At 66.4% G+C, this 26,558-nt stretch carries 23 protein-coding genes; 16 read left to right on the top strand and 7 right to left on the bottom strand.

Annotation, left to right across the window (positions count from 1 at the left end; all coding sequences use genetic code 11):
* Positions 1-73: 73 nt before the first annotated feature.
* The 8 genes from ABIE19_RS05500 (at position 74) to metH (ending at position 10,337) form a co-directional block, all read left to right on the top strand.
* A complete protein-coding gene (locus ABIE19_RS05500) occupies positions 74-1,000 on the top strand; it encodes an alpha/beta hydrolase (protein WP_354088115.1) in 927 nt (308 codons plus the stop codon).
* Between the two features lie 113 nt (positions 1,001-1,113).
* The gene (ettA, locus tag ABIE19_RS05495; RefSeq protein ID WP_354088114.1) at positions 1,114-2,781 is read left to right on the top strand and encodes an energy-dependent translational throttle protein EttA; all 1,668 of its coding nucleotides are present in this window, start codon (positions 1,114-1,116) and stop codon (positions 2,779-2,781) included.
* A 100-nt stretch (positions 2,782-2,881) separates the two neighbouring features.
* Complete coding sequence (locus tag ABIE19_RS05490; protein ID WP_354088113.1) at positions 2,882-3,811, top strand: 2-hydroxyacid dehydrogenase; 930 nt, start codon at positions 2,882-2,884, stop codon at positions 3,809-3,811.
* A 155-nt stretch (positions 3,812-3,966) separates the two neighbouring features.
* Positions 3,967-4,929 carry an ArsR/SmtB family transcription factor gene (locus tag ABIE19_RS05485; protein ID WP_354088112.1) on the top strand — a complete coding sequence of 321 codons (963 nt, stop codon included), beginning with the start codon at positions 3,967-3,969 and terminating at the stop codon, positions 4,927-4,929.
* Positions 4,929-5,885 carry a methylenetetrahydrofolate reductase [NAD(P)H] gene (gene metF / locus ABIE19_RS05480; protein WP_354088111.1) on the top strand — a complete coding sequence of 319 codons (957 nt, stop codon included), beginning with the start codon at positions 4,929-4,931 and terminating at the stop codon, positions 5,883-5,885. The genes ABIE19_RS05485 and metF overlap by 1 nt, the downstream gene beginning before the upstream one ends.
* Positions 5,886-6,980, top strand: a complete 1,095-nt coding sequence (locus tag ABIE19_RS05475; protein WP_354088110.1) for a homocysteine S-methyltransferase family protein — start codon at positions 5,886-5,888, stop codon at positions 6,978-6,980.
* Positions 6,981-6,990: 10 nt separating this feature from the next.
* Positions 6,991-7,671 (top strand): class I SAM-dependent methyltransferase, encoded by a 681-nt coding sequence (locus ABIE19_RS05470; RefSeq protein ID WP_354088109.1) that lies wholly within the window; start codon positions 6,991-6,993, stop codon positions 7,669-7,671.
* Positions 7,671-10,337, top strand: a complete 2,667-nt coding sequence (gene metH / locus ABIE19_RS05465) for a methionine synthase (RefSeq protein ID WP_354088591.1) — start codon at positions 7,671-7,673, stop codon at positions 10,335-10,337. Before ABIE19_RS05470 ends, metH begins: the two co-directional genes overlap by 1 nt.
* Before the next feature lie 429 nt (positions 10,338-10,766).
* Here metH and ABIE19_RS05460 read toward each other — a convergent pair whose 3' ends face one another.
* The gene (locus ABIE19_RS05460) at positions 10,767-13,613 is read right to left on the bottom strand and encodes a TonB-dependent receptor plug domain-containing protein (RefSeq protein WP_354088108.1); all 2,847 of its coding nucleotides are present in this window, start codon (positions 13,611-13,613) and stop codon (positions 10,767-10,769) included.
* 520 nt (positions 13,614-14,133) lie between these two features.
* Between ABIE19_RS05460 and ABIE19_RS05455 the strand changes: the two genes are divergently transcribed.
* Together ABIE19_RS05455 and ABIE19_RS05450 are read left to right on the top strand one after the other, a co-directional pair.
* A complete protein-coding gene (locus ABIE19_RS05455; RefSeq protein ID WP_354088107.1) occupies positions 14,134-14,538 on the top strand; it encodes a protein tyrosine phosphatase family protein in 405 nt (134 codons plus the stop codon).
* Between the two features lie 21 nt (positions 14,539-14,559).
* Positions 14,560-15,465 (top strand): MBL fold metallo-hydrolase, encoded by a 906-nt coding sequence (locus tag ABIE19_RS05450; RefSeq protein ID WP_354088106.1) that lies wholly within the window; start codon positions 14,560-14,562, stop codon positions 15,463-15,465.
* Here ABIE19_RS05450 and ABIE19_RS05445 read toward each other — a convergent pair.
* The 4 genes from ABIE19_RS05445 to ABIE19_RS05430 all read right to left on the bottom strand — a co-directional run bounded on the left by ABIE19_RS05445 (position 15,352) and on the right by ABIE19_RS05430 (position 20,092).
* Complete coding sequence (locus ABIE19_RS05445; RefSeq protein ID WP_354088105.1) at positions 15,352-16,524, bottom strand: M48 family metallopeptidase; 1,173 nt, start codon at positions 16,522-16,524, stop codon at positions 15,352-15,354. The genes ABIE19_RS05450 and ABIE19_RS05445 overlap by 114 nt on opposite strands.
* Positions 16,524-17,672, bottom strand: a complete 1,149-nt coding sequence (locus tag ABIE19_RS05440) for a YjgN family protein (protein ID WP_354088104.1) — start codon at positions 17,670-17,672, stop codon at positions 16,524-16,526. Before ABIE19_RS05440 ends, ABIE19_RS05445 begins: the two co-directional genes overlap by 1 nt.
* Before the next feature lie 67 nt (positions 17,673-17,739).
* A complete protein-coding gene (locus ABIE19_RS05435; RefSeq protein ID WP_354088103.1) occupies positions 17,740-18,441 on the bottom strand; it encodes a DUF1499 domain-containing protein in 702 nt (233 codons plus the stop codon).
* 19 nt (positions 18,442-18,460) lie between these two features.
* Entirely contained in the window at positions 18,461-20,092 is a 1,632-nt protein-coding gene (locus ABIE19_RS05430; protein ID WP_354088590.1) for a long-chain-fatty-acid--CoA ligase, read from the bottom strand.
* Between the two features lie 211 nt (positions 20,093-20,303).
* Between ABIE19_RS05430 and udk the strand changes: the two genes are divergently transcribed.
* Complete coding sequence (gene udk / locus ABIE19_RS05425; protein WP_354088102.1) at positions 20,304-20,948, top strand: uridine kinase; 645 nt, start codon at positions 20,304-20,306, stop codon at positions 20,946-20,948.
* Positions 20,949-21,054: 106 nt separating this feature from the next.
* A complete protein-coding gene (locus ABIE19_RS05420) occupies positions 21,055-21,657 on the top strand; it encodes a TetR/AcrR family transcriptional regulator C-terminal domain-containing protein (RefSeq protein WP_354088101.1) in 603 nt (200 codons plus the stop codon).
* 24 nt (positions 21,658-21,681) lie between these two features.
* Here the strand turns inward: ABIE19_RS05420 and pdxH are convergent, their stop codons facing one another.
* Positions 21,682-22,344 carry a pyridoxamine 5'-phosphate oxidase gene (gene pdxH, locus ABIE19_RS05415; RefSeq protein WP_354088589.1) on the bottom strand — a complete coding sequence of 221 codons (663 nt, stop codon included), beginning with the start codon at positions 22,342-22,344 and terminating at the stop codon, positions 21,682-21,684.
* A 137-nt stretch (positions 22,345-22,481) separates the two neighbouring features.
* Between pdxH and ABIE19_RS05410 the strand changes: the two genes are divergently transcribed.
* The 4 genes from ABIE19_RS05410 (at position 22,482) to ABIE19_RS05395 (ending at position 25,375) form a co-directional block, all read left to right on the top strand.
* Complete coding sequence (locus tag ABIE19_RS05410) at positions 22,482-23,207, top strand: DnaJ C-terminal domain-containing protein (protein ID WP_354088100.1); 726 nt, start codon at positions 22,482-22,484, stop codon at positions 23,205-23,207.
* Between the two features lie 11 nt (positions 23,208-23,218).
* On the top strand, positions 23,219-24,304 hold the full coding sequence (gene aroC, locus ABIE19_RS05405) for a chorismate synthase (RefSeq protein WP_354088099.1): 1,086 nt from the start codon (positions 23,219-23,221) through the stop codon (positions 24,302-24,304).
* Positions 24,305-24,390: 86 nt separating this feature from the next.
* Positions 24,391-24,663, top strand: coding sequence for a hypothetical protein (locus ABIE19_RS05400; RefSeq protein ID WP_354088098.1), 273 nt, complete (start codon positions 24,391-24,393; stop codon positions 24,661-24,663).
* A gap of 91 nt (positions 24,664-24,754) precedes the next feature.
* Positions 24,755-25,375 carry a DJ-1/PfpI family protein gene (locus ABIE19_RS05395; RefSeq protein WP_354088097.1) on the top strand — a complete coding sequence of 207 codons (621 nt, stop codon included), beginning with the start codon at positions 24,755-24,757 and terminating at the stop codon, positions 25,373-25,375.
* Positions 25,376-25,506: 131 nt separating this feature from the next.
* Here the strand turns inward: ABIE19_RS05395 and ABIE19_RS05390 are convergent, their stop codons facing one another.
* A complete protein-coding gene (locus tag ABIE19_RS05390; protein ID WP_354088096.1) occupies positions 25,507-26,421 on the bottom strand; it encodes a DUF5677 domain-containing protein in 915 nt (304 codons plus the stop codon).
* Positions 26,422-26,558: the final 137 nt, after the last annotated feature.

The raw sequence follows: 26,558 nt of genomic DNA, 5'->3' as shown, positions 1-26,558 counted from the left end.
CAGTCTCGCCCTTCCTTCGCCGCATTCACCCCGGAACCCTTGCCGCTCGTAAAAGCAGAGCTTGGAGGGCGTGATGCGGGTTTTCGGTTCGGCGACAGTGGTCGCGATGGCGATGGCGGCGGTTCTGGGCGGCTGCGGCCAGAAGGCCGACGCCCAGACAACAGGCTCTCAGACGACCGACGCGCCGCTAGCCGAAGGCGCCCCCTATGTGCTGAAGGGAACCCAGGTCTGGAACGTGCCCGACCCTGTCTCCGGACGCCGCTACCAGGTTTTCGTCAGCCTGCCCGCCAGCTATGAGGCCGACAGCGGCCGCCGCTATCCGGTGCTCTACGTCACCGACGCCGACTACGCCTTCCCCATCATCCGCCAGATCGCTCGCCGGGTGAATCTGGACGGCCCGGTGATCGAGGAGTTCATCCTGGTCGGCCTGTCCTATGCGGAGGGCGACCACGGCGCCGACAGCCGCCGTCGCGACTACACCCCCACGCCAAACGGACCGCGCAACTCCCGCGACGCCGTCCACGGCGGCGGCTCCGCCTATCAGACCTATCTGAAGTGCCAGGTCCTGCCCTTCATCGAAGAGAAGTTCCGCGCCGACCCGACCCGCCGCGTTCTGCTGGGTCATTCCTACGGCGGCCTGCTGGGCGCCCAGATCCTGTTCACCGACCCGGCCATGTTCCACGGCTATGTCCTGGGCAGCCCCTCCCTTTGGTTCGACAAGCACCACATGACGGGCGTGGAAGCGGCCTACGCCCGCACGCACCGCGACCTGGACGCCGACGTCTTTATGTACGTGGGCGGACACGAGGTTCCCGGCCCCACTCGCCGCAACAGCGAGGCCGACATGGTCGGGGACATGCGGAACCTGCAACGCACCCTGGAATCGCGCGGCTATCCCAGTCTGAAGGTTCGCTCGGTCGTGTTGGAGGACGAGGATCACCTGACGGTTGCGCCCGTGGGCTTCACCCGGGCGCTGCAGGCCGTGCTGCCGGCCCGCTGACCCGCGCCGGAACGCCGCCCCGGCTTCCGAAGATTTGCCCAAAGCCGCCCCAGTCGCTACATCCCCCGTCAACTCCCCTCATCCGCACTTGAATCAAAGGCGCGACGCGACGCATGGCGCAGCAATATATTTTCCAGATGCAGGGTCTGACCAAGACCTTCCCCGGCGGCAAGAAGATCTTCGAGAACATCTGGCTGAGCTTCTACAACGACGCCAAGATCGGCGTCGTCGGCGTCAACGGCTCGGGTAAGTCCACCCTGCTGAAGATCATGGCCGGCCTGGACAGCGAGTTCCAGGGCGAAGCCCGCGCGGCCGACGGCGTCAAGCGCGGCTACCTGGAGCAAGAGCCCCAGTTGGATCCCGCCCTGAACGTTCGCCAGAACGTCGAGGCCTGGTGCGAAGAGAAGCAGTGGGTCAACCGCTTCAACGAAGTCGCCAACGAACTGGGCGAAAACTATACCGACGAATTGATGGAGGAGATGACCGCCCTCCAGGAGAAGATCGACGCCGGCGACGTCTGGGACATCGACAGCCGCATCGACCAGGCCATGGGCGCCCTGCGCTGCCCGCCGGACGACTGGGAAGTCACCAACCTGTCGGGCGGTGAAAAGCGCCGCGTGGCCCTGGCCCGCCTGCTGCTCAGCAAGCCCGACATGCTGCTGATGGACGAACCGACCAACCACCTGGACGCCGAATCCGTCGCCTGGCTGCAGCATCACCTGGAGAACTTCCCGGGTTGCGTCATCCTGGTCACCCACGACCGCTACTTCCTGGATCAGGTGACGAAGTGGACGCTGGAACTGGACCGCGGCAAGGGCCACCCGCACGAGGGCAACTACTCCTCGTGGCTGGAAGCCAAGCAGAAGCGTGTCGTCCAGGAGCAGTCGGAATCCGAAGCCCGTCAGCGCGCCCTCACCCGCGAACTGGAATGGGTCCGTTCGGGCGCCAAGGCCCGTCAAGCCAAATCCAAGGCCCGTCTGGCCGCCTATGAGCGGATGGTGGACGAGCAGGAATCGATGCGCGGCGCGCAAACCCACGCCCACATCCAGATCCCGCCCGGCCCGCGCCTGGGCAATGTCGTTCTGGAAGTCGAGGGTCTGAAGAAGTCGTTCGGCGACAAGACCCTGTTCGACAACCTGACCTTCAAGCTGCCGCCCAACGGCATCGTCGGCGTCATCGGCCCCAACGGCGCCGGCAAGTCGACCATGTTCAAGCTGATCACCGGCCAGGAAACCCCTGACGGCGGCACGATCAAGGTCGGCGAGACCGTCAAGCTGGCCTATGTCGACCAGTCGCGCGACGACCTGAAGCCGGATGAAACCATCTGGCAGGCGATCTCCGGCGGCACCGACGTGATGATGGTCGGCAAGCGCGAAATCAACACTCGCGCCTATGTCGGCAGCTTCAACTTCAAGGGCGGCGACCAACAGAAGAAGGTCGGCCAACTGTCCGGCGGTGAGCGCAACCGCGTCCACCTGGCCAAGACCCTGGCTTCAGGCGGCAACCTGATCCTGCTCGACGAACCGACCAACGACCTGGACATCGAAACCCTGCAGAACCTCGAAGAGGCCCTGGAAGAGTTCGCCGGCTGCGCCGTGGTCATCTCCCACGACCGCTGGTTCCTGGACCGTCTGGCCACCCACATCCTCGCTTTCGAGGGCGACGGCCACGTGGAATGGTTCGAGGGCAATTTCGAAGCCTACGAACAGGACAAGATGCGCCGCCTGGGCGCGGACAGCATCATTCCGAAGCGCATCCAGCACCAGAAGTTCGGCCGCTGATTCAGCGATCATTCTGAACAGGAAACGGCCTCCCGATCCGCTCGGGAGGCCGTTTTTCTTTGCGCTGGCGCCGTCTTCGATCCGGGTTAGTCTGCCTTCCATGACCCAGCGCCCCGCCATCCTGATCATGCAGCGGCACCTCGCGCCGCTCAGCGTCTTTCTCGAAAGCGCCTACGACGTCTATCGCTTCTGGGAAGGACCGCCGATCGAGGCTGCCCACGACATTCGGGCCCTGGTCGTGGCGGGCGAGTTCGAACTGGACAAGGATCTGATCCAGCGCCTGCCCAACCTGTCGCTGATCGCCTGCTTCACCTCGGGCTACGACGGGATCGACGTCGAATGGTGCCGGGCGCGCGGCCTGCCCGTCACCCACGCCCCCGCCGTCAATCATGAGGACGTGGCCGACCACGCCATCGGTCTGATCCTGGCCGCGCGTCGCCAGATCGCCGAGGGCGACCGGCAGTTGCGCGCCGGGGGCTGGACGCCCGATTCCAAGACCATCACCCCCTCCCTCGGCGGACAGACCCTGGGGATCATCGGCCTGGGCGCCATAGGCGAGGCCATAGCCCGCCGCGCCGAGGCCATGCGGATGACCATCCGGTGGTGGGCGCCCCGCGCCAAGGAGGCCGCCTGGCCTCGCGCCGACAGCCTGGTCGACCTGGCGCGCGCCTCGGACGTCATGGTCGTGGCCTGCCGCGCCGACGAGACCAATCGCGGCCTGATCTCGGCCGAGGTGATCGAGGCCCTGGGTCCCAACGGCCTTCTGGTCAATGTGGCGCGCGGCCAACTGGTGGATGAAGACGCCCTGATCGCCGCCCTGCGCGACGGCCGCCTGGGCGGCGCCGCCCTGGACGTCTTCGCGACCGAGCCGACCGATCCTGTCCGCTGGACCAGCGTCCCCAACACGGTGCTGACGCCCCACACCGCCGGCGCCACGACCGAGGCCGTGCAGGGCATGCTGATGCTTCTGTTGCAGAACCTGTCGGCCCATTTCGCGGGCGAGTCGCTGAAGACGCCTGTCACGACCTGAGCACGTCTCCTTCCTCCTATTCCAGAGGGAGGAAAGCAGACCGCCGCCCGACTTCGCCCACGTTGTGGACAATCCGTGCACCGTGATAGGCGATCGCGCCTGCTTGCGGTCAGTTTTCGCTTGCATAATCGTATAAGGATATCTTTATACGACGCATGACACTGACTGCCGACCAAACCGTCGAAGCCCTCCGCGCCGTCGGCGAACCGACCCGCTTACGCGTCCTGTCGCTGCTGGCCGCCGAGGAACTGTCGGTCATGGAGTTGTCGCGGGTTCTGGATCAGAGCCAGCCCCGCGTCTCGCGTCACCTGAAGCTGATGGCGGACGCCGGCCTTATCGAGCGATTCCCCGACGGCGCCCGCGTCTTCTATCGCCTGTCGCATGACGCCCTGTCGCGCCGTCTGATCGACACCGTCCTGGACCTGCTGGACGACGCCGAGGGCGAAGCGGATCATCGCCGCCTGGACGAGGTGCGCAAGGAGCGCGCCGCCGACGCCGCCCGCTATTTCGAACAGGTCGCGCCCCAGTGGGATCAGATGCGCAGCCTCTATGTCTGCGAAAGCGCGGTTGAGTCGGCGATTGAAAAGGCGGCCGGTCCAGGCCCCTTCGAACGCGTCGTCGATCTGGGCACCGGCTCGGGTCGGATGCTGACCCTGTTCGGCAAGAAGGCGAAGATGTCGGTCGGTCTCGACCTGTCGCAGAACATGCTGAACATCGCCCGCGCCAATGTCGCCAAGGCGGGGCTGGACAAGGTCGAACTGCGCCACGGCGATATCTTCTCGACCCGCCTGCCGCACGGCAGCGCCGATCTGGTGATCGTGCATCAAGTCCTGCACTATCTGGCCGACCCCGCCGCCGCCGTGGCCGAGGCCGCGCGTCTGGTCATGCCCGGCGGACGACTGCTGATCGTCGACTTCGCCCCTCACAAGTTGGAACAGCTGCGCGAGGCGCACCAACACCGTCGCCTGGGCTTCCCCGACGCCGAGATCCGCGAATGGCTGCACGAGGCGGGCCTGACGCCGTCCGCCCCCGTCGCCCTGCCGCCGGACACCGAAGGCCTGACCGTCCACATCTGGACCGGCGAACGCGCCGCCCAGCCCGCCAGAAAGATCGCCTGATGGCCTCCTCCGCCTCTCTCAATCTCGCCGAAGCCCGCGCCCTGCTGCTGTCGCCGCTGGGTCCCGTGGCGCGCGCGGGTTCGAACCGCAACGCCGTCAACGTCTCCTTCGAGTTCTTTCCGCCCAAGACGGACGAGGCCGAGGCCAACCTGTGGAAGGCGATCCGTCGGCTGGAGCCGCTGAACCCCGCCTTCGTCTCCGTCACCTATGGCGCGGGCGGCTCGACGCGCGAGCGGACCCACCGCACGGTTCATCGCATCATCAGCGAGACCTCCCTGCGTCCCGCCGCTCACCTGACCTGCGTCGAGGCCGGCCGGGACGAAGTTGATGAGGTAATCGCGGGCTACAAGGCCATCGGCGTCGATCACATCGTGGCCCTGCGCGGCGACCCGCCGGGTTCGGCCGGCATCGGCGGCGCCTATACGCCCCGAGCCGACGGCTACGCCAACGCAACCGAACTGACCGCCGCCATCGGCCGCATCGGCGGGTTCGAGGTCACGGTCGGCGCCTATCCGGAAAAGCACCCCGAAAGCCCGTCCATCGACCACGACATCGACGTGCTGAAGGCCAAGGTGGACGCGGGCGCGACCCGCGCCGTGACCCAGTTCTTCTTCGACATCGAGGCCTTCCTGCGCTTCCGCGACCGGGTGCGGGCGGCGGGCGTGACCATTCCCCTGATCCCGGGGATCATGCCCGTGTCCAACTTCGCCGGACTGAAGCGAATGACGGCGGCCTGCGGTGCGGCCCTGCCCGACTGGCTGGCGTCCCACTTCGACGGCCTGGACGACGATCCTGAGACCCGCAAGCTGTTGGCCGCCTCCATCGCCGCCGAGACCTGCGCCCGCCTGCAGGAGGAAGGTTTCTCGGACTTCCACTTCTACACCCTGAACCGCGCCGAGCTGGTCTATGCGATCTGTCGGGTGCTGGGCGTGCGCGAAACCAAGGCTGTTGCGTAAATGACCACTCCCCTGTCTCGCCCTGAACGCATCGCCGCCCTGCATGCGGCGGCCAAGGAACGCATCCTGGTCCTCGACGGCTCCTGGGGCGTCATGATCCAGCGACGGGGCCTGACCGAGGCCGATTTCCGTGGCGACCGCTTCGTCACGGCGAACGGTTACAACGAAAAGGAGCAGATGAAGGGGAACAACGACATCCTCTGCATCACCCGCCCCGACATCATCTCCGACCTGCACGACCAGTATTACGGCGCTGGCGCGGACATCTCGGAAACCAACACCTTCTCGGCCACCGTCATCGCCCAGGACGACTACAGACTGGACGCCCAGGCTGTGTGGGACATCAATCTGGAAGGCGCCAAGCTGGCCCGCGCCGCCGCCGACCGCTGGACGGCGAAGGAACCGCACAAGCCGCGTTTCGCCGCCGGCTCCATCGGCCCGCTGAACAAGATGCTGTCCATGTCGTCGGACGTGAACGACCCCGGCGCGCGACTGGTGACCTTCGACGAGGTCTATGAGGCCTATCGCCATCAGGTGAAGGCGCTGAACGAGGGCGGCGTCGACCTCTATCTGATCGAGACCATCACCGACACGCTCAACTGCAAGGCCTGCATAAAGGCCATCAAGGACCTGGAGGACGAGGGTCTGGAGCCCCTGCCCATCTGGATCAGCGGCACCATCACCGACCGTTCGGGCCGCACCCTCAGCGGCCAGACAGCCGAGGCCTTCTGGAACTCCGTGCGTCACGCCAAGCCGTTCGCCGTCGGCTTCAACTGCGCCCTGGGCGCCGACCTGATGCGCCCCTTCATCGCCGAACTGAGCCGCGTCGCCGACACCCTGGTCGCCGCCTACCCCAACGCCGGCCTGCCCAACGCCATGGGCCAGTACGACGAGCAGCCGCACGAAACCGCCCACTTCATCGAGGAATGGGCCGCCTCCGGCCTGGTCAACATCGTCGGCGGCTGCTGCGGCACCACGCCCGACCACATCAGGCACGTCGCCGAAGAAGTCGCTCCGTTGAAGCCCCGCGAGATCCCGCAACGTCCGGTGGCCATGCGTCTGGCCGGCCTGGAACCGTTCGAACTGGTGGCCTGAGGACGAGACGATGACCGACAAGATGGCCGAGTTGTTCAAGGACCCTGAACACGCCAGAACCTATGCCGAGCGCCCGAAGAAGATCGTTCCCGGCTTCGACGGACTGCATCGCATCATGGCGCAACTGATCGCCGAAGCATCGCCGGCGAACACCCTGGTGGTCGGCGGAGGCGGCGGTCTCGAGCTGAAAACCCTGATCGACGCCCTACCCGAAGGCCGGTTCTGCGCTGTCGATCCGTCTGCGGAAATGGTCGCCCAGGGCAAGGCCTATCTTGGCGACCCAGCCTCCGTGGATTGGATCGAAGGCTATGTCTTCGATGCGCCGGAAACGCGCTTCGACGCCGCGACCTGCATGTTGACGCTGCATTTCGTACCCGACGACGGCGCAAAGCTGGAAACCCTGAAGGCCATCCATAGCCGCCTGAAGCCGGGCGCGCCCTTCGTCATGGCCCATATCAGCATCGACAAGAACGACCCCGCTTCCGACCGCCAATTCGACCGCTACATTCGCTTCTCCAGCGACAGCGGCCTCGACCCCGAAATTCTTGAAAAGGCCCACCAACGCGTGCGCACCCAACTCAACTGCGTCGGCCCCGCGCGCGATGAACAACTCCTGCATGAGGCCGGCTTCAGCGGAATCGAAGCCGTGTTCCAGGGCCTTTCGTGGCGCGGCTGGGCGGCCTACGCCTGATGCGCCCCGTCTTCATCAACGTCGGCGAGCGGACCAATGTCACCGGCTCGGCCAAGTTCCGTAAGCTGGTCGTCGATGGCGATTATACCGCTGCGCTCGACGTCGCCCGCCAGCAGGTCGAGGCGGGCGCCGCCGTCATCGACATCAACATGGACGAGGGCCTGCTGGACGGCGCCGTCGCCATGCGCACCTTCCTCAACCTGATCGCGGCCGAGCCCGACATCGCCCGCGTCCCGGTCATGATCGACTCCTCCAAGTGGGAGGTCATCGAGGCGGGCCTGAAGTGCGTTCAGGGCAAGCCGATCGTCAACTCGATCTCGATGAAGGAGGGCGAGGCCGCCTTCCGCGAGCATGCGGTCAAATGCCTGCGCTACGGCGCCGCCGTCGTGGTCATGGCCTTCGATGAGGTCGGCCAGGCCGACACCGCCGCGCGCAAGATCGAGATCTGCACCCGCGCCTACAATATCCTGGTGAACGAGGTCGGTTTCCCGCCCGAGGACATCATCTTCGACCCCAATATCTTCGCTGTGGCGACGGGGATCGAGGAGCATGACAACTACGCCGTCGACTTCATCGAGGCGGTCAAGGTCATCAAGACCACCCTGCCCTACGCCCGCGTCTCGGGCGGGGTGTCCAACGTCTCGTTCAGCTTCCGCGGCAACGAGCCGGTGCGCCGGGCCATCCACAGCGTCTTCCTGTACCACGCCATCAACGCCGGCATGGACATGGGCATCGTCAACGCCGGAGACCTGCCGGTCTACGACGACATCGACCCGGTCCTGCGCGAGGCGGTCGAGGACGTGATCCTGAACCGGCCGCAGCGGACAAACGTGTCCAACACCGAGCGGCTGGTGGACATGGCCCCGTCCTACAAGGGCGAAAAGGGCGCAGCCAAGGTCGTGGACCTGAAGTGGCGGGAAGCCCCGGTCGCCAAGCGGATCGAACACGCCCTGGTCCACGGCATCACCGAGTTCATCGAGGCGGACGCCGAAGAGGCCCGCGCGGCCTCCGAGCGGCCCCTGCACGTCATCGAAGGTCCGCTGATGGACGGGATGAACGTGGTCGGCGACCTGTTCGGCTCGGGCAAGATGTTCCTCCCGCAGGTGGTGAAGTCCGCCCGGGTGATGAAGCAGGCCGTGGCCTATCTGGAACCCTATATGGAGGCCGAAAAGGCGGGCCAGCCCCGTTCCTCCAACGGCCGCATCCTGATGGCGACGGTCAAGGGCGACGTCCACGACATCGGCAAGAACATCGTCGGCGTCGTGCTCCAGTGCAACAACTACGAGGTCGTGGACCTGGGCGTCATGGTCCCGGCCGACCGCATCCTGGACGAGGCCAAGGCCAGCGACTGCGACATCATCGGCCTGTCGGGCCTGATCACGCCGTCGCTGGACGAGATGGTCTTCGTCGCCGCCGAGATGGAACGGCGCGGCTTCGACATCCCGCTGCTGATCGGGGGCGCCACCACCAGCCGCACCCATACGGCGGTCAAGATCGAACCGGCCTATCGTCGCGGCTCAACCACCTATGTCATCGACGCCAGCCGCGCCGTCGGCGTGGTCTCCGGCCTCCTGTCCTCCACCGACAAGGCCAAGAACGAGCAGGCGACGCGCGACGAGTACATCCGCATCCGCGAACAGTACGCCCGTGGGCAGGAGGTGAAGGCCCGCGCCTCCCTCCAGCAGGCCCGCGACAACCGCTGGCGGCCCGAGAACGGGCAGTCCCCCCCTTCCACCCCTTCCTTCCTGGGCGTGCGCGCCTTCGACGCCTGGGACCTGCAGGATTTGGCCGACCACATCGACTGGACCCCCTTCTTCGCCAGTTGGGAACTGATCGGCCGCTATCCCCTGATCCTGGAGGACGAGATCGTCGGCGAGGCCGCCCGCGACCTGTTCGCCGACGCGCAAGGAATGCTGAAGCGGATCATCGACGAGAAGTGGTTCACGGCGAAGGGCGTGGTCGGCTTCTGGCCCGCCAACGCCGTCGGCGACGACGTGGTGGTGTTCGGGGACGAGAGCCGCACCGCCGAGATCGCCCGCTTCCACACCCTGCGCCAGCAGATCGCCAAGTCCAACGGCAAGCCCAACCTGGCCCTATCCGACTTCGTGGCCGAGGACGGAAAGGACTATATCGGCGCCTTCGCCGTCACCGCCGGTCACGGCGAGCTGGAAAAGGCGGCGGAGTTCAAGGCCAAGGGCGACGACTATTCGGCCATCCTGGCCACCGCCCTGGCCGACCGCCTGGCCGAGGCCTTCGCCGAGCGCCTACACAAGGAGGTGCGCACCCAGCTCTGGGGCTACGCCGCCGACGAACAGGCCTCGGTTCAGGACCTGATCGAAGAGAAGTATCAGGGCATCCGCCCCGCCCCCGGCTATCCGGCTCAGCCCGACCATACGGAAAAGGCGACCCTGTTCCGCCTGCTGAACGCAGGCGAGAACGCCGGCATGGCCCTGACCGAAAGCTTCGCCATGACGCCCCCGGCCTCGGTCAGCGGCCTCTACTTCGGTCATCCGGGCAGCCACTATTTCGGCGTCGGCAAGATCGACCGCGATCAAGTCGAGGACTACGCCGTCCGCAAGGGCATGGAGGTCGCCGCGGTCGAACGCTGGCTGGCCCCCATCCTCAACTACGACCCCTACGCAGCCGCGCGCGACAGCGCCGCTTGAGTCGATTCAGGCGGCGGGTCGCATCGTCGCCTGGACCTCGGCTTTCGCCTTCAGTTCGGCCTCCTTTGGCGTCACGGGCGGCGTGACAACGACCTCGCGGCGCCGAGCCACATGTTCGCCTCCGCTCGGCAGATCGAACAAGAAGCCGAACGTCTCGCTGCACGCTTCTGAACCTGGTTCAGCCAACAAGGACGCCCGCTGGGCTGTCGCACGCCCAGTCGAAACCTTGATCCCCGCCGGCTAGCACCGCCGCAGTGCGCTTGGATCACCAGAATTTCAGCAGGGCTGATGAGCGCGGGCGGGCGCCGCAAGCATGGCGTCCTTGCGAGCATGGCATATCGTCCACTGCATTTCTATGGCTGCATCGAGCAAAGAAAAAGGGCGACGAAGCCGAAGCCTCGTCGCCCTTCGTCTAACGATCTGAGTGTCTTAGTACTTCAGACGCGCGCCGACGAAGAAGTAACGGCCGACCACGTCATAGGCGTTCGGGTCGGTGTTTCCGTCCGGCGAGTTATCGAACACCGGCGGCTCTTTGTCCGTCAGGTTACGAATTCCGCCGAAGAACTGAACATTATCGTTCAGGTCATAGGAGGCGCTGATGTCGTGGTACCAGTAGGAATCGACTCCGCTGTAACCGCTGTCGTCTCCCATGGCCGGGATATTGCCCTGGTTGTCCATCGAGCCGATGTAGGTGCCCGAATAGTTCACACGCACCGGACCCAGGTCGTAACCCAGGGTCAGGTTGGCCTTGTACTCAGGCAGGGTGGCGCTGATGTTGTAAGCGCCGGCCGTACCCTTGTAGTCGATGCCGTCCAGCTCATAGCTGTCCAGGTAGGTCAGGTTGAGGCCGACATCCAGCTTGTCGCCGAAGAAGTCGCTGCTCCACGGCACATTCCAGCCATAGCGCGCCGAGAAGTCGACGCCCGAGGTCTTCAGCTCCGACACGTTGCCCAAGGGCGCGCGCGCCTTCAGGTTGCCCGCAGCATCACGATAGATGAGCGCGCCGACCGTCGGGTCCTTACAGGCCGCCGAGTTCAGATCCGCCGCATCGAAGCAGGCCGCGACGATGCCCGACACGCCGCCTTCGATGGTGCCGATGTAGCCGTCGACGCTGATGTCATAGTAGTCGAGCGTCAGGGTCAGGCCCGGCACGAAGGTCGGACGCCAAACAGCGCCGAGCGTGATCGTGTCGGATTCTTCTTCCGACAGATTCGGGTTGCCGTAGAAGAAGGACTCCGTCTGCGAGTTCAGAGCCACGAAGCCCGACGTGACGGGGTCTGCACCGAGCTGCAGGGTGCAGAACGCCCGCGTCTTGGCCGACAGCGTGATCGGGTTACCCGTGCTGAGGCTGCGCGTCGAGCAGGGGTCGACGACCTGCGGGAAGCCCTGGTCATTGGCCTGGAACAGCTCGAAGACGTTCGGGGCGCGAACGGCGCGCTGATACAGACCGCGCAGGCGCAGGCTTTCAACCGGCTCCCACGAACCGCCGGCCTTGTAGGCCCAGACCTTGCCCACGGTGTCGTAGTCCGACATGCGGACGCCCAGTTCCAGTTCCAGGGACTTGGCGAAGGCCACGTCGCGAACCAAAGGCACCACGGCTTCGGCGTACAGTTCCTTCGACGTGGTCGAACCGCTGACCGGACGTTCGGCGTTGAAGCCGTAGATGTCGCCCGTGCGCTTGGCTTCGTCCGGCGTGAAGGACAGGGTGTCCTCACGATACTCGGCGCCGAAGGCGACGCCCAGCGGACCAGCCGGCAGTTGCATGGCCGTACCGGTGACGTTCAGGGTGAAGTTCTGACGCTCGAAGATGCTGAGGTCCGAGAAGTCCAGACGGACGAAGGCGGCCGCTTCAGGCGTGATGGTGCCGGCGCCGAACAGGTTGATCGGCTTGCAACCCGGCATGAGTTGCAGAGACGACGGGGCGCAGGCCGTCGCCGTGCCGCCGGCCGCCAGGGCCGCGGCCATACGCGAACGCGACACGTCGTTGCGGATCGAGGTGCGCAGCTCGGTACGGCCATAGGCGTAGACGCCTTCGACCTTCCAGTCGCCGCCCAGATCATACCGCAGGCCGGTGTTGACCTGCGCGACGTGGGTGTCGTGGTTCTCGACGCGGGCGCCGACCTCGGCCATACGGCGGTCGAAGTTCAGCGGCGCGTTCGGGTTGGCGCGCGTGTTGATGTAGTTCAGCAGATCCGGCGAGTTCTGGACGAAGTAGTTGCCGGCCGGAATCTCGATGCCCGTCGCCGGGGTCGGCGCGAGTTGGATGTTGTTGCGGGTGGTCGTGTAGAAGACCTCGCCGAACGCCTCAAGGCGGTCGCTGATGTCATAGCGACCCAGCAGAGCGGTGTTGAAGCGCTCCGACGGCGACTGCAGCAGGTTGACCGGAGCGAAGTCGTAGCGATCGCTGGTCGGGCCCAGGCCGAAACCGTTGTTGAAGACGCCCGGAACGCCCGCCGTGCGGAACGAGCGACGGCAAGGGTTGGCCGACGGGCAGCCGGCGGCGGTGTACGGGTTGGTGACGATGTTGTTCAGGCCGCCGTAGATGCCGGTGCCGGAACCGCCGTTGTTGGCGACCAGCGACCAAGCGCGGTCTTCGTTAGGCAGGAAACCGTCGCGATCGGCGTAGCCGATGAAGCCCGTCACATTGCCGCGGCCGTCGCCGGTGTTGGCGCCGAAGGTCAGCGAGGCGTTGAACTGTTCACCATCGCCGAAGCCGGAGATGCCGTACTGGGTGTTGAAGGCCAGACCTTCAAAATTCTGCTTGAAGATGAAGTTCACCACGCCGGCCAGGGCGTCCGAACCATAGGTCGCCGAGGCGCCGCCGGTCATCACTTCGACACGCTCGATCAGCGGCGCGGGGATGCTGTTCAGGTCGACGGCGTTGGACTTGTCATAGGGGACGAAGCGACGACCATTGACCAGCACCAGGGTGCGGCTCGGCCCGATGCCGCGCAGGTCGACCGTGGCGGCGCCGTTCGCCGGGTTGTTGGAGTTGGCCGAAAGGCCCGGAACCACCTGCGGCAGTTGGTTCAGGATCTGCTCGACGTTGACGTCGCCGCGTGCCTGGATCTGCTCGACGCCGATGGTCGAGACCGGGCTGTTGGCGACATAGTCCTGGCGCACGATGCGCGAACCGGTCACGACGATGTCTTCCACCTGACTCGCCGATTCCTGGCCAGCGGATTGGGCCATCGCCGGGGCGGCCATGCCGGCGAACGCCAGCCCCGCCATCACCGTCGACGCCAGCAACCGCTCACGTTTGATTTTGAATTTCAAATTCTTACCCTCCAAGTGTTGTGCTCGACAACGGCGAAGCATCGCCCCGCCTGCCGACCACAGCCTTATCGATGCGACTTATGCGCTCGATAAACCGGCGCGAAGTTACTCGTGCGTCGCGGGATACGAACAGCGAAAATACAGAACCGAAACAAAGTCGCCCCCAGTCTGTCGCAAAATCGCCACGCCATACCTGCGAACGGGCGCCTTAGGGCCCATTTTCGCCATAAAAAATATTCCACCGTCAGAAAACAAAGGCGAAAAACTACCGAAACACATTCAATGGATTGACAATTTTCACCTCAAAATGAGGAAATGAATGGAAGGAAAACGATCCACGATCCTACTAGGGCCGGCACACGCGCGAACCGACCGCTCGACCTTCACAACAGATAAAACGATACTGCTCTGGAGCGTCTTTTGACGGATTGGGTATGCGAGGGATGCAACCCTGACGACATATTCATCAGTGCGGTCTTGGTCGTGGACTGAGTCGCTCCGCCATTTAGAAAGCCGCTCCATGCCCCTCCCGATCGCTCTTAATCCAACCGTCTGGCTGTCCGGCCAGATCAACCCGAACGACCTCCCGGCGCTGGCGGCGGAGCTCGGCCTTCGCCGCATCGTCAACAACCGCCCGGACCGCGAAGAACCTGGCCAGCCGACCGGCGAGGACGTCCGCGCCGCGGCCGAGGCCGCCGGGCTGGACTATGTCGCAGCGCCCGTCAGCGGCTTTCCCGACGAGGTCGCCGTGGCGCGAGTGCATGAAGCCCTGATCGACGACGCCCCGACCCTGCTGTTCTGCCGCTCGGGCATGCGCTCGGCCGCGACCTGGGCCCTGGCCCAGCGCCTGCGCGGCGTCGATGCCGAGACCCTGCGCGCCCAGGCTCACGCGGCGGGCTATGATCTCAGCCGTCTGCCTCTCTGAACGTCGCGAGAGCCGCGCGTCGTGATCCCCTATGTCCGTCAGTTCGACTTCACCTACGGGCGCCGCGATCAGGTTTCGCCCCTGATCCAGCGGGTCATCGCCGATAATCCCGGTCCCTTCACTTTCACGGGCACCGGAACCTACATCGTGGGCCGCGATGTTCCGGGCGCGGGCGTCGCCGTCATCGACCCAGGCCCGGCGGACGACAGCCACCTGCACGCCCTGCTGCGGGCGCTGAAGGGGCGGACCGTCAGCCACATCCTGGTCACGCACACCCACAGGGACCACGCCCCCCTCTCCCGCCCCCTGGGCGAGGCGGTCGGCGGCGCGCCCGTCCTGGCCGCTGCTCCGCCCAGCCACGAGACCCACGCCTCCGGCGCCCTGGACGAGGATGACGACCACGCCTTCGTTCCCGACGTCGTCCTGACGGACGGCCAACTGATCGCGGGCGACGGCTGGACCATCGAGGCCATGGCTACCCCTGGCCATGCCTCCAACCACATGGCCTTCGTCCTGCGCGACGAGAACGCCCTGTTCAGCGGCGACCACGTCATGGGCTGGTCCACCACCGTCGTCGCCCCGCCCGACGGAGACATGAACGCCTATATGGACAGCCTGGACCGGGTGCTTCAGCGCGGTTTCTCGACCCTCTGGCCCACGCACGGCCCGGCGATCACCCAGGTCGCCCCCTTCCTCAGGGCCTATCGCGACCACCGTCTGGAGCGCGAGGCGCAGATCATGGCCCGCCTCGCCGCTGGAGATGAAACCATCGCCGAGATGGTGCCCGCCCTCTACGCCGCGGTCGACCGGCGCCTATGGCCGGCGGCCAGCCTGTCCGTCCTGTCCCACCTGATCGCCCTGGTGCGACGCGGCCTTGTCGCGGCCGCCCCCGAACCGGTTCTTGAGGCGCGTTACCGGATCCTCTGACCCCGCGCCGCAACTGGCCCGCACGGCGGTCCAGGCGCCAGGCGACAGGGCTGCCGCGCCCGGTTTTTCCCGCTCCCGGGCGCGCTGAGCCCGACGCGCGGAATCGGGATGGGTGGAGATGAACTCCTCGGCGGAGGCCACCCGCCCGTCCTTTTCGACGGCGCCGTGCATCCGCTCAAAGAAGGGCGCCATCCCCCGGGACGACAACCCGGCCTCCGCCAACAAGGCCTGGCCTCGCGCATCGGCCTCCAGTTCGGCGTCGCGTCCGTATCTCAGGTCCGTGGCCTGCCCCGCAAGGATCACGGCCTGCTGACCGGCCCCCGTCCCGCCGCCGACGACGGCGTCCAGCAAGAGGCCGACGCCCAGGCTGCGCCAAACGGCCTGCATCACATGGCGACGCTCGATATGGGCCACTTCGTGGGCGACCACGGCCGCCAGTTCATCCGGCGTCTCAGCCTCGCGGATCAGGTCGTCCGTCACCAGGACCGGGCCGCCCGGCAGGGCGAAGGCGTTGACGAAGGGCGCCTGCACCGCCCGCACCCGCACCTCGAACGGCGTATCGGCGCGGGCCGCGAGCCGCGCGCCCAGATCCTGCAGGGCCTGCTGACCCGCCTCTCCCTCGCAGGCATGGAACAGAGTCCCCATCTGGGCGTCGAAATTCTCGCCCATCCGCCTTTCCATATCGACCGGCGTCGCCCGCGCCAGCGGCCCGGACAGCAGGGGCACGCCCCAGAAGACGAAGGCCGTGACCGACAGGCCCGCTGCCGTTAGACCGATCACCAGCCGCGTCTCCCGGACGCGTCCGCGCCTTTCGACGACGGCGACGCTCGTCCCGCCCATGGCGACCCAATCCGCCTCGTCCAGCACCAGTCGAGCGTCCGGCGAGGAGGGGTGAGACAGCCGCGTCTGACCGCCTTCGCGCACGACCTTCAGGCCCTCGTCGGACCAGACCAGCGCCTTTCCATCGGCCTGAACGAAGCGAACACCCCCGTCCGCCCACTTGACCTCGACCGGGATCGGCCTCGCGCTCAACCCGTCGTGGAAACGTCCCGCGGCCATCAGATCAGCGAGAAACCGAAGGCGTCGGCCAGGCCCTCGCCAGCGCCCGGCCCCGTGCCCGCCTGACGGGCCAGGTCAAGATGCGCCGTTCCCGCCGCGCTCAGGCGCGTCACCAGATAGTGCGCCGTCCGCGCCTGCACCCAGGGCGCCAGGAAGCCTAGGGTGATCAGCAGCAGGAACAGGTTGGACACCGTCAGCCACCACAGCCCCATGGGCTTGACGTCCAGGAAGAAACCGGCCCCGTCCAGCGTCACCCCGGCGCTGATCGCGCGCATCATGGCCGCATGATAGGGCGCCCAGACCAGGAAATAGAGCGGCGCCAGCACCAGCATCCCGCCATAGAGGGCGAGCGTCGTCGTCAGGCTCGGCGAGGCCGTCGAATTATCGAACGCCTTCGTCGCAAACATGACCGCGAACATGACGGCGATCAGCAGGACGTACAGGACGCCCGTCCCGAACCAGCCCAGGGCGAACCAGCCATAGACGCCGACCTTGTCCGCCCGTCCCATGCGGAAGCGGATGCGCCGATCGCCGAAACGCAGTTCATCCCACAGCTTTTCGGCCAAGCCTTTTTGCGCGACGGGCCAGTACCAGCCCATCGTCAGACCGCTCAGGAAGACCGCGCCCAGGTATTTCAGACCATAGGCCTTGGCCGAACCGCCCAGCCGAAACCGGATTCCGCGCCAGGTCGTGCGGCTGGCCATGTAGCGGAAGGCCGTGAAGACGCCGAACCCCCATAGCCAGAACAGACCCAGATACAGCAGGGGGTACAGAAGCAGGATCAGGCCCGGATGACCGAACTGGACGCCGAAGACGATCAGCAGGAAGGGCAGACCCAAGGCGACCAGGGCCAGCAGGAAGCCGATGAAGAGCTCCACGCCCCTGCCCGTGTATTCGAAGGCGTCGCCGTTCAGCCGCACGCCCTGCCAGACCCGTCGCCGCACCTCCGTCTTTCCCCAGAACCGATACAGGGTCAGGGTGACGATGTTCAGCAAGCCGTTGCGAAGGCTCAGTCCCAGGAAGCGTTTGGGTTCGATCGTCGACGAGAAGCGCAGAACCTCCCCCTCCTCGCCCGCGCCGCCGTAGCGCCCATGAAGCGGCCCCAGGCCGTCGTCAGGCGCGCCGTCGTCCAGAACTGAATCTGTCATCGAAATCCCCCGTTTTCATGACCTTAACGCCAGATCAGAAAACGCGACAATCCGAAATGGAGAGGGTTTACGGTTTCAACCCTTCCGCCACCGCCTTGGCCAGGCGGCAAGCCTCGTCGCCGACCTTGACGTCCCGGCGCGCGGCGACACGGACATCAGTGCGCCCCGGACGGATGCGCACGGCGGCGTCATGGGTCAGGCCGAACCAGAAACCTTCCTTCGACCCGTCGGCGCGGAAGGCCGCCGCCCCCCGCACGGTGAAGCCCGCAGCCTCCAGGGCGGCCGAGGCCGTCTCCGGCGCTACCTGATGCGGAACGGAGACCAGACCCTCGCAACCGACGGACGCCGTCCTGTCCGCCCCTATCCTCAGGGCCTGCATGGCGCGGGAAAAGGCCGGCGGCTCGGCCGGATCGGAAGTCACGTCGTTGTCGCCCGGAACGGCGAAACGACGCTCCTGCACCTGGAACGTCGCCACGGTCGCTCCCGCGACGACCAGGGCCGCCGCCGCATAGAGGCCGCGCCGCTTCATGTCCTTGAGGGCCAAAAGCACGGCGACCAGGGCCGCCGCCAATCCCGCGAAGGCCAGGATGCGCCCGATCTTCAGCGTCAGCACCTCCAGGCCGAAGTTCGCGCTCCACAGACCGAACCGCGTCCCGAACACCGCGACCAGAACCAGCAACGGCGCAGCCAGGGCGGCCAGCAGGAGAAGCCGCATCAGACCTTCCGGCCGGCGGCCGGCGCGCGTCGACGACGAAGACGGTTCAGCCATGCGGCCCTCCTGAAGTCTCTCAACCTGCGGTGGGCAGACGATAGTCCTTCATCTGCTCGCGCAGCAGCTTCTTGTCGATCTTGCCCGTGGCGCCCAGCGGAATATCGGCCAGGAAGACCACGTCGTCGGGCATCCACCACTTGGCGATCTTGCCCTGCAGGAAGTCCAGATGCTCCTGCTTGTCCTCGGTTTCGCCGTCCTTCAGCTTGATCAGCAGGACCGGGCGCTCGTCCCATTTGGGGTGTGCCGCGCCGATGACGGCGGCCAGGGCGACCTTCGGGTGGCCCACGGCCAGGTTCTCGATCTCGATGGAGCTGATCCACTCCCCGCCCGACTTGATCACGTCCTTGGCCCGGTCGGTGATCTGCATGAAGCCCTGGCCGTCGATGGTCGAGACGTCGCCGGTGTCGAAGAAGCCCTCGTTGTCCAGGATCTCGCCGCCCTCGTCGCGGAAGTAGGCGCGAGCGATGGTCGGCCCCTTGATCATCAGCCGGCCATAGGTCGAACCGTCGTGCGGCATCTCCTGACCGGCGTAGTTCTTCAGCTTCAGCTCGACGCCCAGCGGCGGCGTGCCCTGCTTGACCCGCCACTTCAACTGCTCCTCGAACGGCAGGGCGGCCAGTTCCGGCGTCATGTTCGACAGGGTGCCGATGGGCGAGGTCTCGGTCATGCCCCAGCCCTGCAGCACCTCGATCCCGAACTCGTCGTTGAAGGCGCGGATCAGGCTTTCCGGCACGGCGGCGCCGCCGATCAGCACCCGCTTCACGGTCGACAGCTTCAGCCTGTTCTCGCGCAGGTGGGCCAGCAGCCCCTGCCAGACTGTCGGCACGGCGGCCGAGAAGGTCACGCCCTCGGTCTCCAGCAGTTCATAGATGGAGGCCCCGTCCATCTTGGCGCCCGGCATGACCAGCTTGGACCCCGCCGCCGGCCCGCCGAAGGCGATGCCCCAGGCGTTGGCGTGGAACATGGGCACCACCGGCAGGATCACCTCCTTCGGCGTCGCGCCCAGGACCGTCGACTGCAGGCCCAGCAGGGTGTGGATGAAGTTCGAGCGGTGCGAATAGAGCACCCCCTTCGGGTTCCCCGTCGTGCCCGAGGTGTAACACAGGCCGCAGGCCGTCTGTTCGTCGAAGCCGCCCCATTCGACGTCTTCCGACGACTGCTCCAGCACCGTCTCGTAGCAGTCGACCACCGGCAGCTTGGTCTGCGGCATGTGGTCAGGATCGGTCATGATCACCACCCGCTCGACCGACGGACAGTGAGCCAGAATGGCGTCCAGCAGCGGCACGAAGGTCAGGTCGACGAAGATGATCCGGTCGCCCGCGTGATTGATGATATAGACCAGTTGTTCCGGGAACAGACGCGGGTTCAAGGTGTGGCACACCGCGCCGATACCCATGATGCCGTACCAGGTCTCGATGTGGTCGGCCGTGTTCCAGGCCAGGGTGGCGATGCGGTCGCCGGGCTGCACGCCCCAGGCCTTCAGCGCATTGGACACCCGCTTGGCCCGGCCATGGATCGCGCCGTAGGTGGTGCGCTCGATCGGCCCCTCGACCGACCGGGTCACGACCTCCCGGTTCGGGTGCCAGTTCTTCGCATGGTCCAGAATCTTGTCGACCGTCAGCGGCCAGTCCTGCATCAAACCCAGCATCGCATTTCCTCGTCCGGCGCCGTCTGACATGCGGCGCTCTATGGGACGACGCTATCCTAGGAAAACGGCGATAAGCAACGTGACGCAGGGGAAAGATGGTCGCATCCATGGGCGGTGAAATGGTCGCACCCGACGCGCGGAAACCACGTCGGGCGAATGGTCAATCGTCTCTCCCGGGCCTAGAAGGCCGTCGAACGCACGGAGACCTCGCATGACCATCCTGATCGCCATCACCGGAGGCTCCGGCTCGGGCAAGAGCACCCTGGCCGAAGCCCTGGTCGCCTCCCTGCCCGCCGGGACGGCGACCCTGATGCGCGAGGATTCCTACTACCGCGACGCCGCCGGCGTGCCGGGCTTCGACGCCGACACCCACGACTTCGACGACGTGGCCGCCCGCGATCACGACCTTCTGATCGCTCACCTGACCGATCTCAAGGCCGGTCGGCCGATCATGGCGCCCCTCTATTCCTTCATCCATCACGGCCGCGATCCGGGCGGCGAACCCGTTCCCGCCGCCGAGGTCGTGGTGGTCGAGGGCACCCATGTTCTGTGCACCTCCGCCCTGACCGCCCTGTTCGACATCAAGGTCTTCGTCGACACCCCGGCCGACATCCGCTTCATCCGACGCCTGCTTCGTGATCAGACGGAGCGTGGACGAACGGCGGATTCCGTGATCCACCAGTATCTGCTGACCGTCCGCCCCGGCCACGAACGGCTGACCGAACCTTCGCGTGTCCATGCGGACTTCATCGTCGCCGACGCCACCGCCGCCGTGCGGCTGGAGGACCCGCAGGCCGTGATCCGGCTGGCGGCGCCTGTTTTGTCTCACCCGCTTCTAAGCCAATGGCGTAAATAAGCGATTTGGGCGTGAGGGAACTTTGTTCCCCGTTGCAAACATGGCGATTCCAAGGCAGATTCAGTCACCCTGAATCCTTGGGTGATGCCCGCCTATGACGACTTATGTGCACGACCTCGATGACCCACGTCGGGACGCCATCGTGCGACAGGCGCGGCAGCACTTCATAACCGAAGGTTACGCCGGCACGCGAATGGAGCCCATCGCGCGAGAGGCGGGCGTCTCCACCGCCACCCTCTACGCCTTCTTCGACAGCAAGGCCGTGCTGTTCGAGGCCGTGATCGAGAACGCCTCGGTCGATTTCGATCGCCACATCTCGGCCGTCCACGCCGACGTCGGCGCCCCGCGCGAGCAGTTGACCGCCTTCATCGCCGCCTACGCCGAGTTCATGGGCGACAGCTTCGTCCGCTCGGTCTTCCGTCTGGTCCTGGCCGAGCGCCACCGCTTCGAGGCCCTGGCCGCGCGCTTCTTCGAACGCGGCCGCAGCGACTTCGGCGCCGTCCTGATGCGAATGCTGACGGAAATGACCGCAGCCGGCCTGCTGAAGGTCGAAAAGCCGTCCTGGGCCGCCGGTCAGTTGATGGGGATGATCGAACACCCCGTCTTCTTCGTCCCCCTGGTCACCGGCGACGAGGTCCTCGCCTCCCGCAGCGTCCGCCAGATCGCGGAAGACGCCGTCGAGACATTCCTGGCCCGCTACGGCGCCTGAAGCTTCAGAATCCGAAGCTCGGCCTCAGGGCCAGAGGCGCGTCCGCGTCCAGCCCTCGCCCGCGCGGTCGAACCTCAGCCGGTCGTGCAGGCGGAACGGACGGTCGCGCCAGAATTCCACCTGCTCCGGGACGATCCGCCAGCCGGTCCAGCGACCGGGGCGCGGCACCTCCTGCCCGTCGAAGCGCTCCGCCTGGGCCGCCACCTCGGCCTCCAGGGTCGCGCGGCTGGCCAAGGGACGCGACTGGTCCGAGGCCCAGGCGCCGATGCGGCTTTCCCGCGCGCGACTGGCGAAATAGGCGTCGGCCTCGGCCTCGCTGACCGGTTCGACCCGGCCGCGCACCCGCACCTGGCGGCGCAGCGACTTCCAGTGGAACAGCAGGGCCGCCGCCGGGTTGGACCACAGCTCCTGTCCCTTGGCACTCTCGCGGTTCGAATAGAAGGTGAAGCCGCGGCCGTCGACGTCCTTCAGCAGCACCATGCGGGCGTCCGGCAGGCCGTCGTCGTCCACCGTGGCCAGGGTCATGGCGTTGGCGTCGTTCGGCTCCGAGGCCTTGGCCGCCTCCAGCCACTCGACGAACAGGGCGAAAGGATCGTCCCGCTCGAAGATGGTCTCGTCTCCATTGGCCGCCAGTTGGGCGGCGTAATCTTGCGCGGAAGGACTGGGCGGGATCACGGACTGGGTCATGGCGCGCCAGCTATAGCCCCCCTCCCGCTCCACGTCATCAGCCGTGGACAAGATGCGACATCCGATCGCTTCTGCGCGTCCGGATCGCCGTCACGGTTAACCCGGTATTGACCATATGCCCCCGACTGTTCGCCCCCATGAGCGCGGACATCCTGACCCTCGACAACGCCCGGTCGCTGCTGGGCCTCTCCGGCCCCGTGGGCGCCGACGGCCTGACCACGGCCTTCCGCGCGGCGGTCAAGGCGGCCCGCCCCGACCATCCGGGCGGCGACGCCGAGCGGTTCCGGCGCGTCATCGCCGCCTACCGTCTGCTGCAAGCCCAGACCCTGGCCCTGCCGGCCCCGCGCGCCAGACCCTTCGTCGCCCCGCCGATCCCCGCCCCTCTCCTCGTGGTCACCCCTATGCAGGCCGTCAGCGGCGGCTGCATGCAGGTGAAGCTGGGCGCACGCGTCCTGCTGGTCCACATCCCGCCGGGCCTGCGCACCAGCGACCGCATCCGCCTGGCGCAGGGCGGCCCCGACGGCGCGGACGTGCTTCTGCCCGTGCTGATCCGCCCGGCCGACGGTCTGTCCGTCCTGGGCGGCGACCTGTTCATGACCTGCGCCGCCCCGCGCCGCACCATGGAGGACGGCGGCCGGGTCGAGATCCTGACCCACGCCGGGCCGCAGACGGCCTGGGTCGTTCCCGGCATGGCCGATCCGGTGCGCGTGCGCCTCAAGGGACTGGGCCTGCCGGCGCGCGGCCGACGCCCGGCCGGCGATCTCTTCGTCAAGCTGGAAGCCTCCGCCGACCTGCCCTCCGCGGCCGAAGACCTGCTGCTGCGCTTCACTCGGGTCTGGACGCCGGAGCGCATCGCGGCCTAAGCGTCGCTATCATGTCGCACAACACCTTCGGTCATCTGTTCCGTATCACCACCTGGGGCGAAAGCCACGGCCCGGCCATCGGCTGCGTCGTCGACGGCTGCCCCCCGCTGGTCCCCCTGACCGAGGCCGACATCCAGCCCTGGCTCGACCTGCGCAAGCCCGGCGGCAGCCGCTTCGTCACCCAGCGGCAGGAGGCCGACCGGGTCCGCATCCTGTCCGGGGTCTTCGACGACGGAAACGGACCGGTCACGACCGGCACCCCGATCAGTCTGATGATCGAGAACACCGACCAGCGCTCCAAGGACTATGGCGAGATCGCCCGCGCCTTCCGTCCCGGCCACGCCGACTACGCCTATCAGGCCAAGTACGGCGTCCGCGATCACCGTGGCGGCGGCCGCTCCTCGGCCCGCGAAACGGCCAGCCGCGTCGCGGCCGGCGCCGTGGCGAGAAAAGTTCTGGGCGACGGCGTCCGCATCCGCGCCGGCGTGGTCCAGCTCGGCCCGCACCGCATCCCGGACGAGGCGATCGACTTCGACGCCGTCTACGACAACCCCCTGTTCGCCGCCTCAGCTGAAGTCGTCCCGGCGTGGGAGGCCTATCTGGACGGCGTGCGCAAGGCCGGCTCCTCCATCGGCGCCGTCGTGGCGCTGGAGGTCACGGGCGTTCCCGCCGGATGGGGCGCCCCCCTCTACGCCAAGCTGGACGCCGAACTGGCCTCGGGCCTGATGTCCATCAACGCGGTCAAGGGCGTCGAGATCGGCGCGGGCTTCGCCGCCGCCGAACTGTCAGGCGAGGACAACGCAGACGAAATGCGTCTGGGCGACGACGGCCTGCCGGTCTTCCTGTCCAACAGGGCGGGCGGCGTCCTGGGCGGCGTCTCCACCGGCCAGCCCGTCACGGCCCGCGTGGCGTTCAAACCCACCTCCTCCATCCTGACCCTGCGCCAGACCATCGACCGCGACGGCCAGGAGGTCGACCTGCGCACCAAGGGCCGCCACGACCCCTGCGTCGCCCTGCGCGGCGTCCCGGTGGTCGAGGCCATGGCCGCCATCGTCCTGGCCGACGCCAAGCTGCGCCACCGCGCCCAGATCGGCTAGGCCGCCCCCCCCCCCCGCCTCACAATCGCCCGCCCCGTCAGTCTCTGTTCACCTCCGCCTGCCAGACTGAAGGTCAGGAGACGCCCATGATCAGACCCTTCGCGCGGTCCGCCGCCCTTCTCGCCGTCCTCAGCGGTTCGCTCATGCTTCAGGGCTGCGTCGTCGGCGCCGCTGTCGGCGCCGGCGCAGCCGTGGTCGGCGGCACGGCCAAGGCGACCGGCGCGGTCATCGGCGCCGGCGTCGACGCCGTCACCACCTCGGACGAGGAAACCCGCGCCAAGCGCGAGCGCGAACAGCGCGAATACGAGCGCGAGCAACGCCGCTGCGAACGCCTCCAGCGCCAGGGCAAGGCCTGCTGATTTCAGGCCGCTTGTCGCCGACCGGCCCTGTCGAAACATCGCGCGATCAACCTAGGCTGCTGCCCTCTCCCCTCGCCTGCCGGAGCCCGCCATGCAGATCGCCATCCTCACCCTCGACGGCTTCAACGAGTTGGACAGCTTCATCGCGGCGGGCATCCTGAACCGGATGAAGGCCAAGGGCTGGGCCGCGCACATCACCTGCCCCACGCCCGAGGTCACCTCCATGGCCGGCGTGACGATCCAGCGCCAGAAGCCGCTGGACTTCCTGGCCGAAGCAGACGCCGTCCTGATCGGCAGCGGGATCAAGACCCCTGACTACGCCGCCGATCCCGCCTTCCTGTCGCAACTGGAACTGGATCCGTCGCGCCAACTGATCGGCGCCCAGTGCTCGGGAACCCTGCTGCTGGCCAAACTGGGCCTGATCGGCGACCTGCCTGCCTGCACCGACCTGACGACGAAGCCCTGGGTGATAGAAGCCGGCGTCAACGTCGTGGACGCCCCCTTCGTCGCCCACGGCGACGTGGCCACGGCGGGCGGCTGCCTCGCCTCGCAATACCTCGCCGCCTGGATGATCGCTCGCATGGCGACGGTTCAGGACGCCGAAGACGCCATCCACTACGTCGCCCCGGTCGGCGAGAAGGCCGAATACGTCGCGCGGGCGATGGCGGCGGTGGAGCCTTATCTGGCGGATGGGAAAACGCTGGCGGCTTAGGTCCGCTTTCGACCCTTAGATGACATTGGCGTTCCTGGACGGAAACGACCGCTTCGGGCTCATTGTAGACGCTCGAAATAACGGCACATGGCGGAACTTCATCACGCGGTTGATAGTCGAACGTGCCTAGATCAAATCGCGATCTTCAGCTCTTCGAAGATGCTCAATCCGGTAGCCGGCTCCATCTCCCGCATGACCAGATTGTTCAGCACGTCGATTGCGCTGATCTTCCCCATGTTCATTTCGTCCCGCGTGACAGTCTCCGGCCACCATTTCACATCTTGCAGGATCACCTCGATCTCGGCGGCGCGTTCCTGGTGTGCGGGCATCGTGTGGATCGGCAATCCGCTCCAAACGATGCCGCAGTAGAGCAAGGCACCGTAGAAGCTGTTGAACGCGTTATAGTAGTCGGCGAGGTTGGTGGACGAGAACCCGACCGGGCCTTCTTCCGGCGACCATGCCGTGATGAAAAGCGTCCTGATGTTGTGGTGCACATGGTTGGACGTCGCGAAATACAGGAACGAATAGAGACGTTCCAAGCTAGTCGCTTCCGCCATGGCCTTGATGGTCGGGCGATCCTTCAAACCAGCTTTATGCCAAGCCGCTTTGAGCCTCGCCTTCGCTGATTTCACATTCGCGAGCACGGTCGTACCAGACCGGTTTGCTCCGACGAAGAGTTGGGTCGGGCTGTTGCGGTAGATGAAATCTCGCTGGCGTTCGACGCCCGTGTGTACCTCCACCATGGAGGCCGAGAGCACGATCTCGTTTGCGACGGTGGGATCAAATCGCTTGAGGTATTTGAGGGCGATCAAATCCTCACATATCCCCCGAAGTCCTGCGCTGAGGATGGCGTGGGAGATGGGGAGGGCCCCCTCGTGGTTGGCCGCGACGTTATACTCGATGCACTTGGCCAGCATCGCCGTACACGCCATCGAGAACGTGTGATCGGTGAAGGTCTGCAATGTCAGCGGGGCCGTGACCGGTTCGGTCGCGATACTTGCAAACTGCGCCCGAAGCTTTCCGACGTGATCTAGCCTGTCATTCATTCTGTTTCCCCCGAGTGAACGATGATCTGGCCGGGCATCATGCGCTTCATCGGCTAGGTATCAATGTCCGCAAATTGCGCACACCGGACCGACACGATGTTCCGGCCGAGTGCCCCCTTTCCACCCATGGCGGACAT

Origin of the sequence: Brevundimonas faecalis, from assembly GCF_040549405.1 — a bacterium.
In the GTDB taxonomy this organism is placed as follows: Bacteria; Pseudomonadota; Alphaproteobacteria; order Caulobacterales; family Caulobacteraceae; genus Brevundimonas; species Brevundimonas faecalis.
This window is presented reverse-complemented; position numbering and strand designations above follow the sequence as displayed.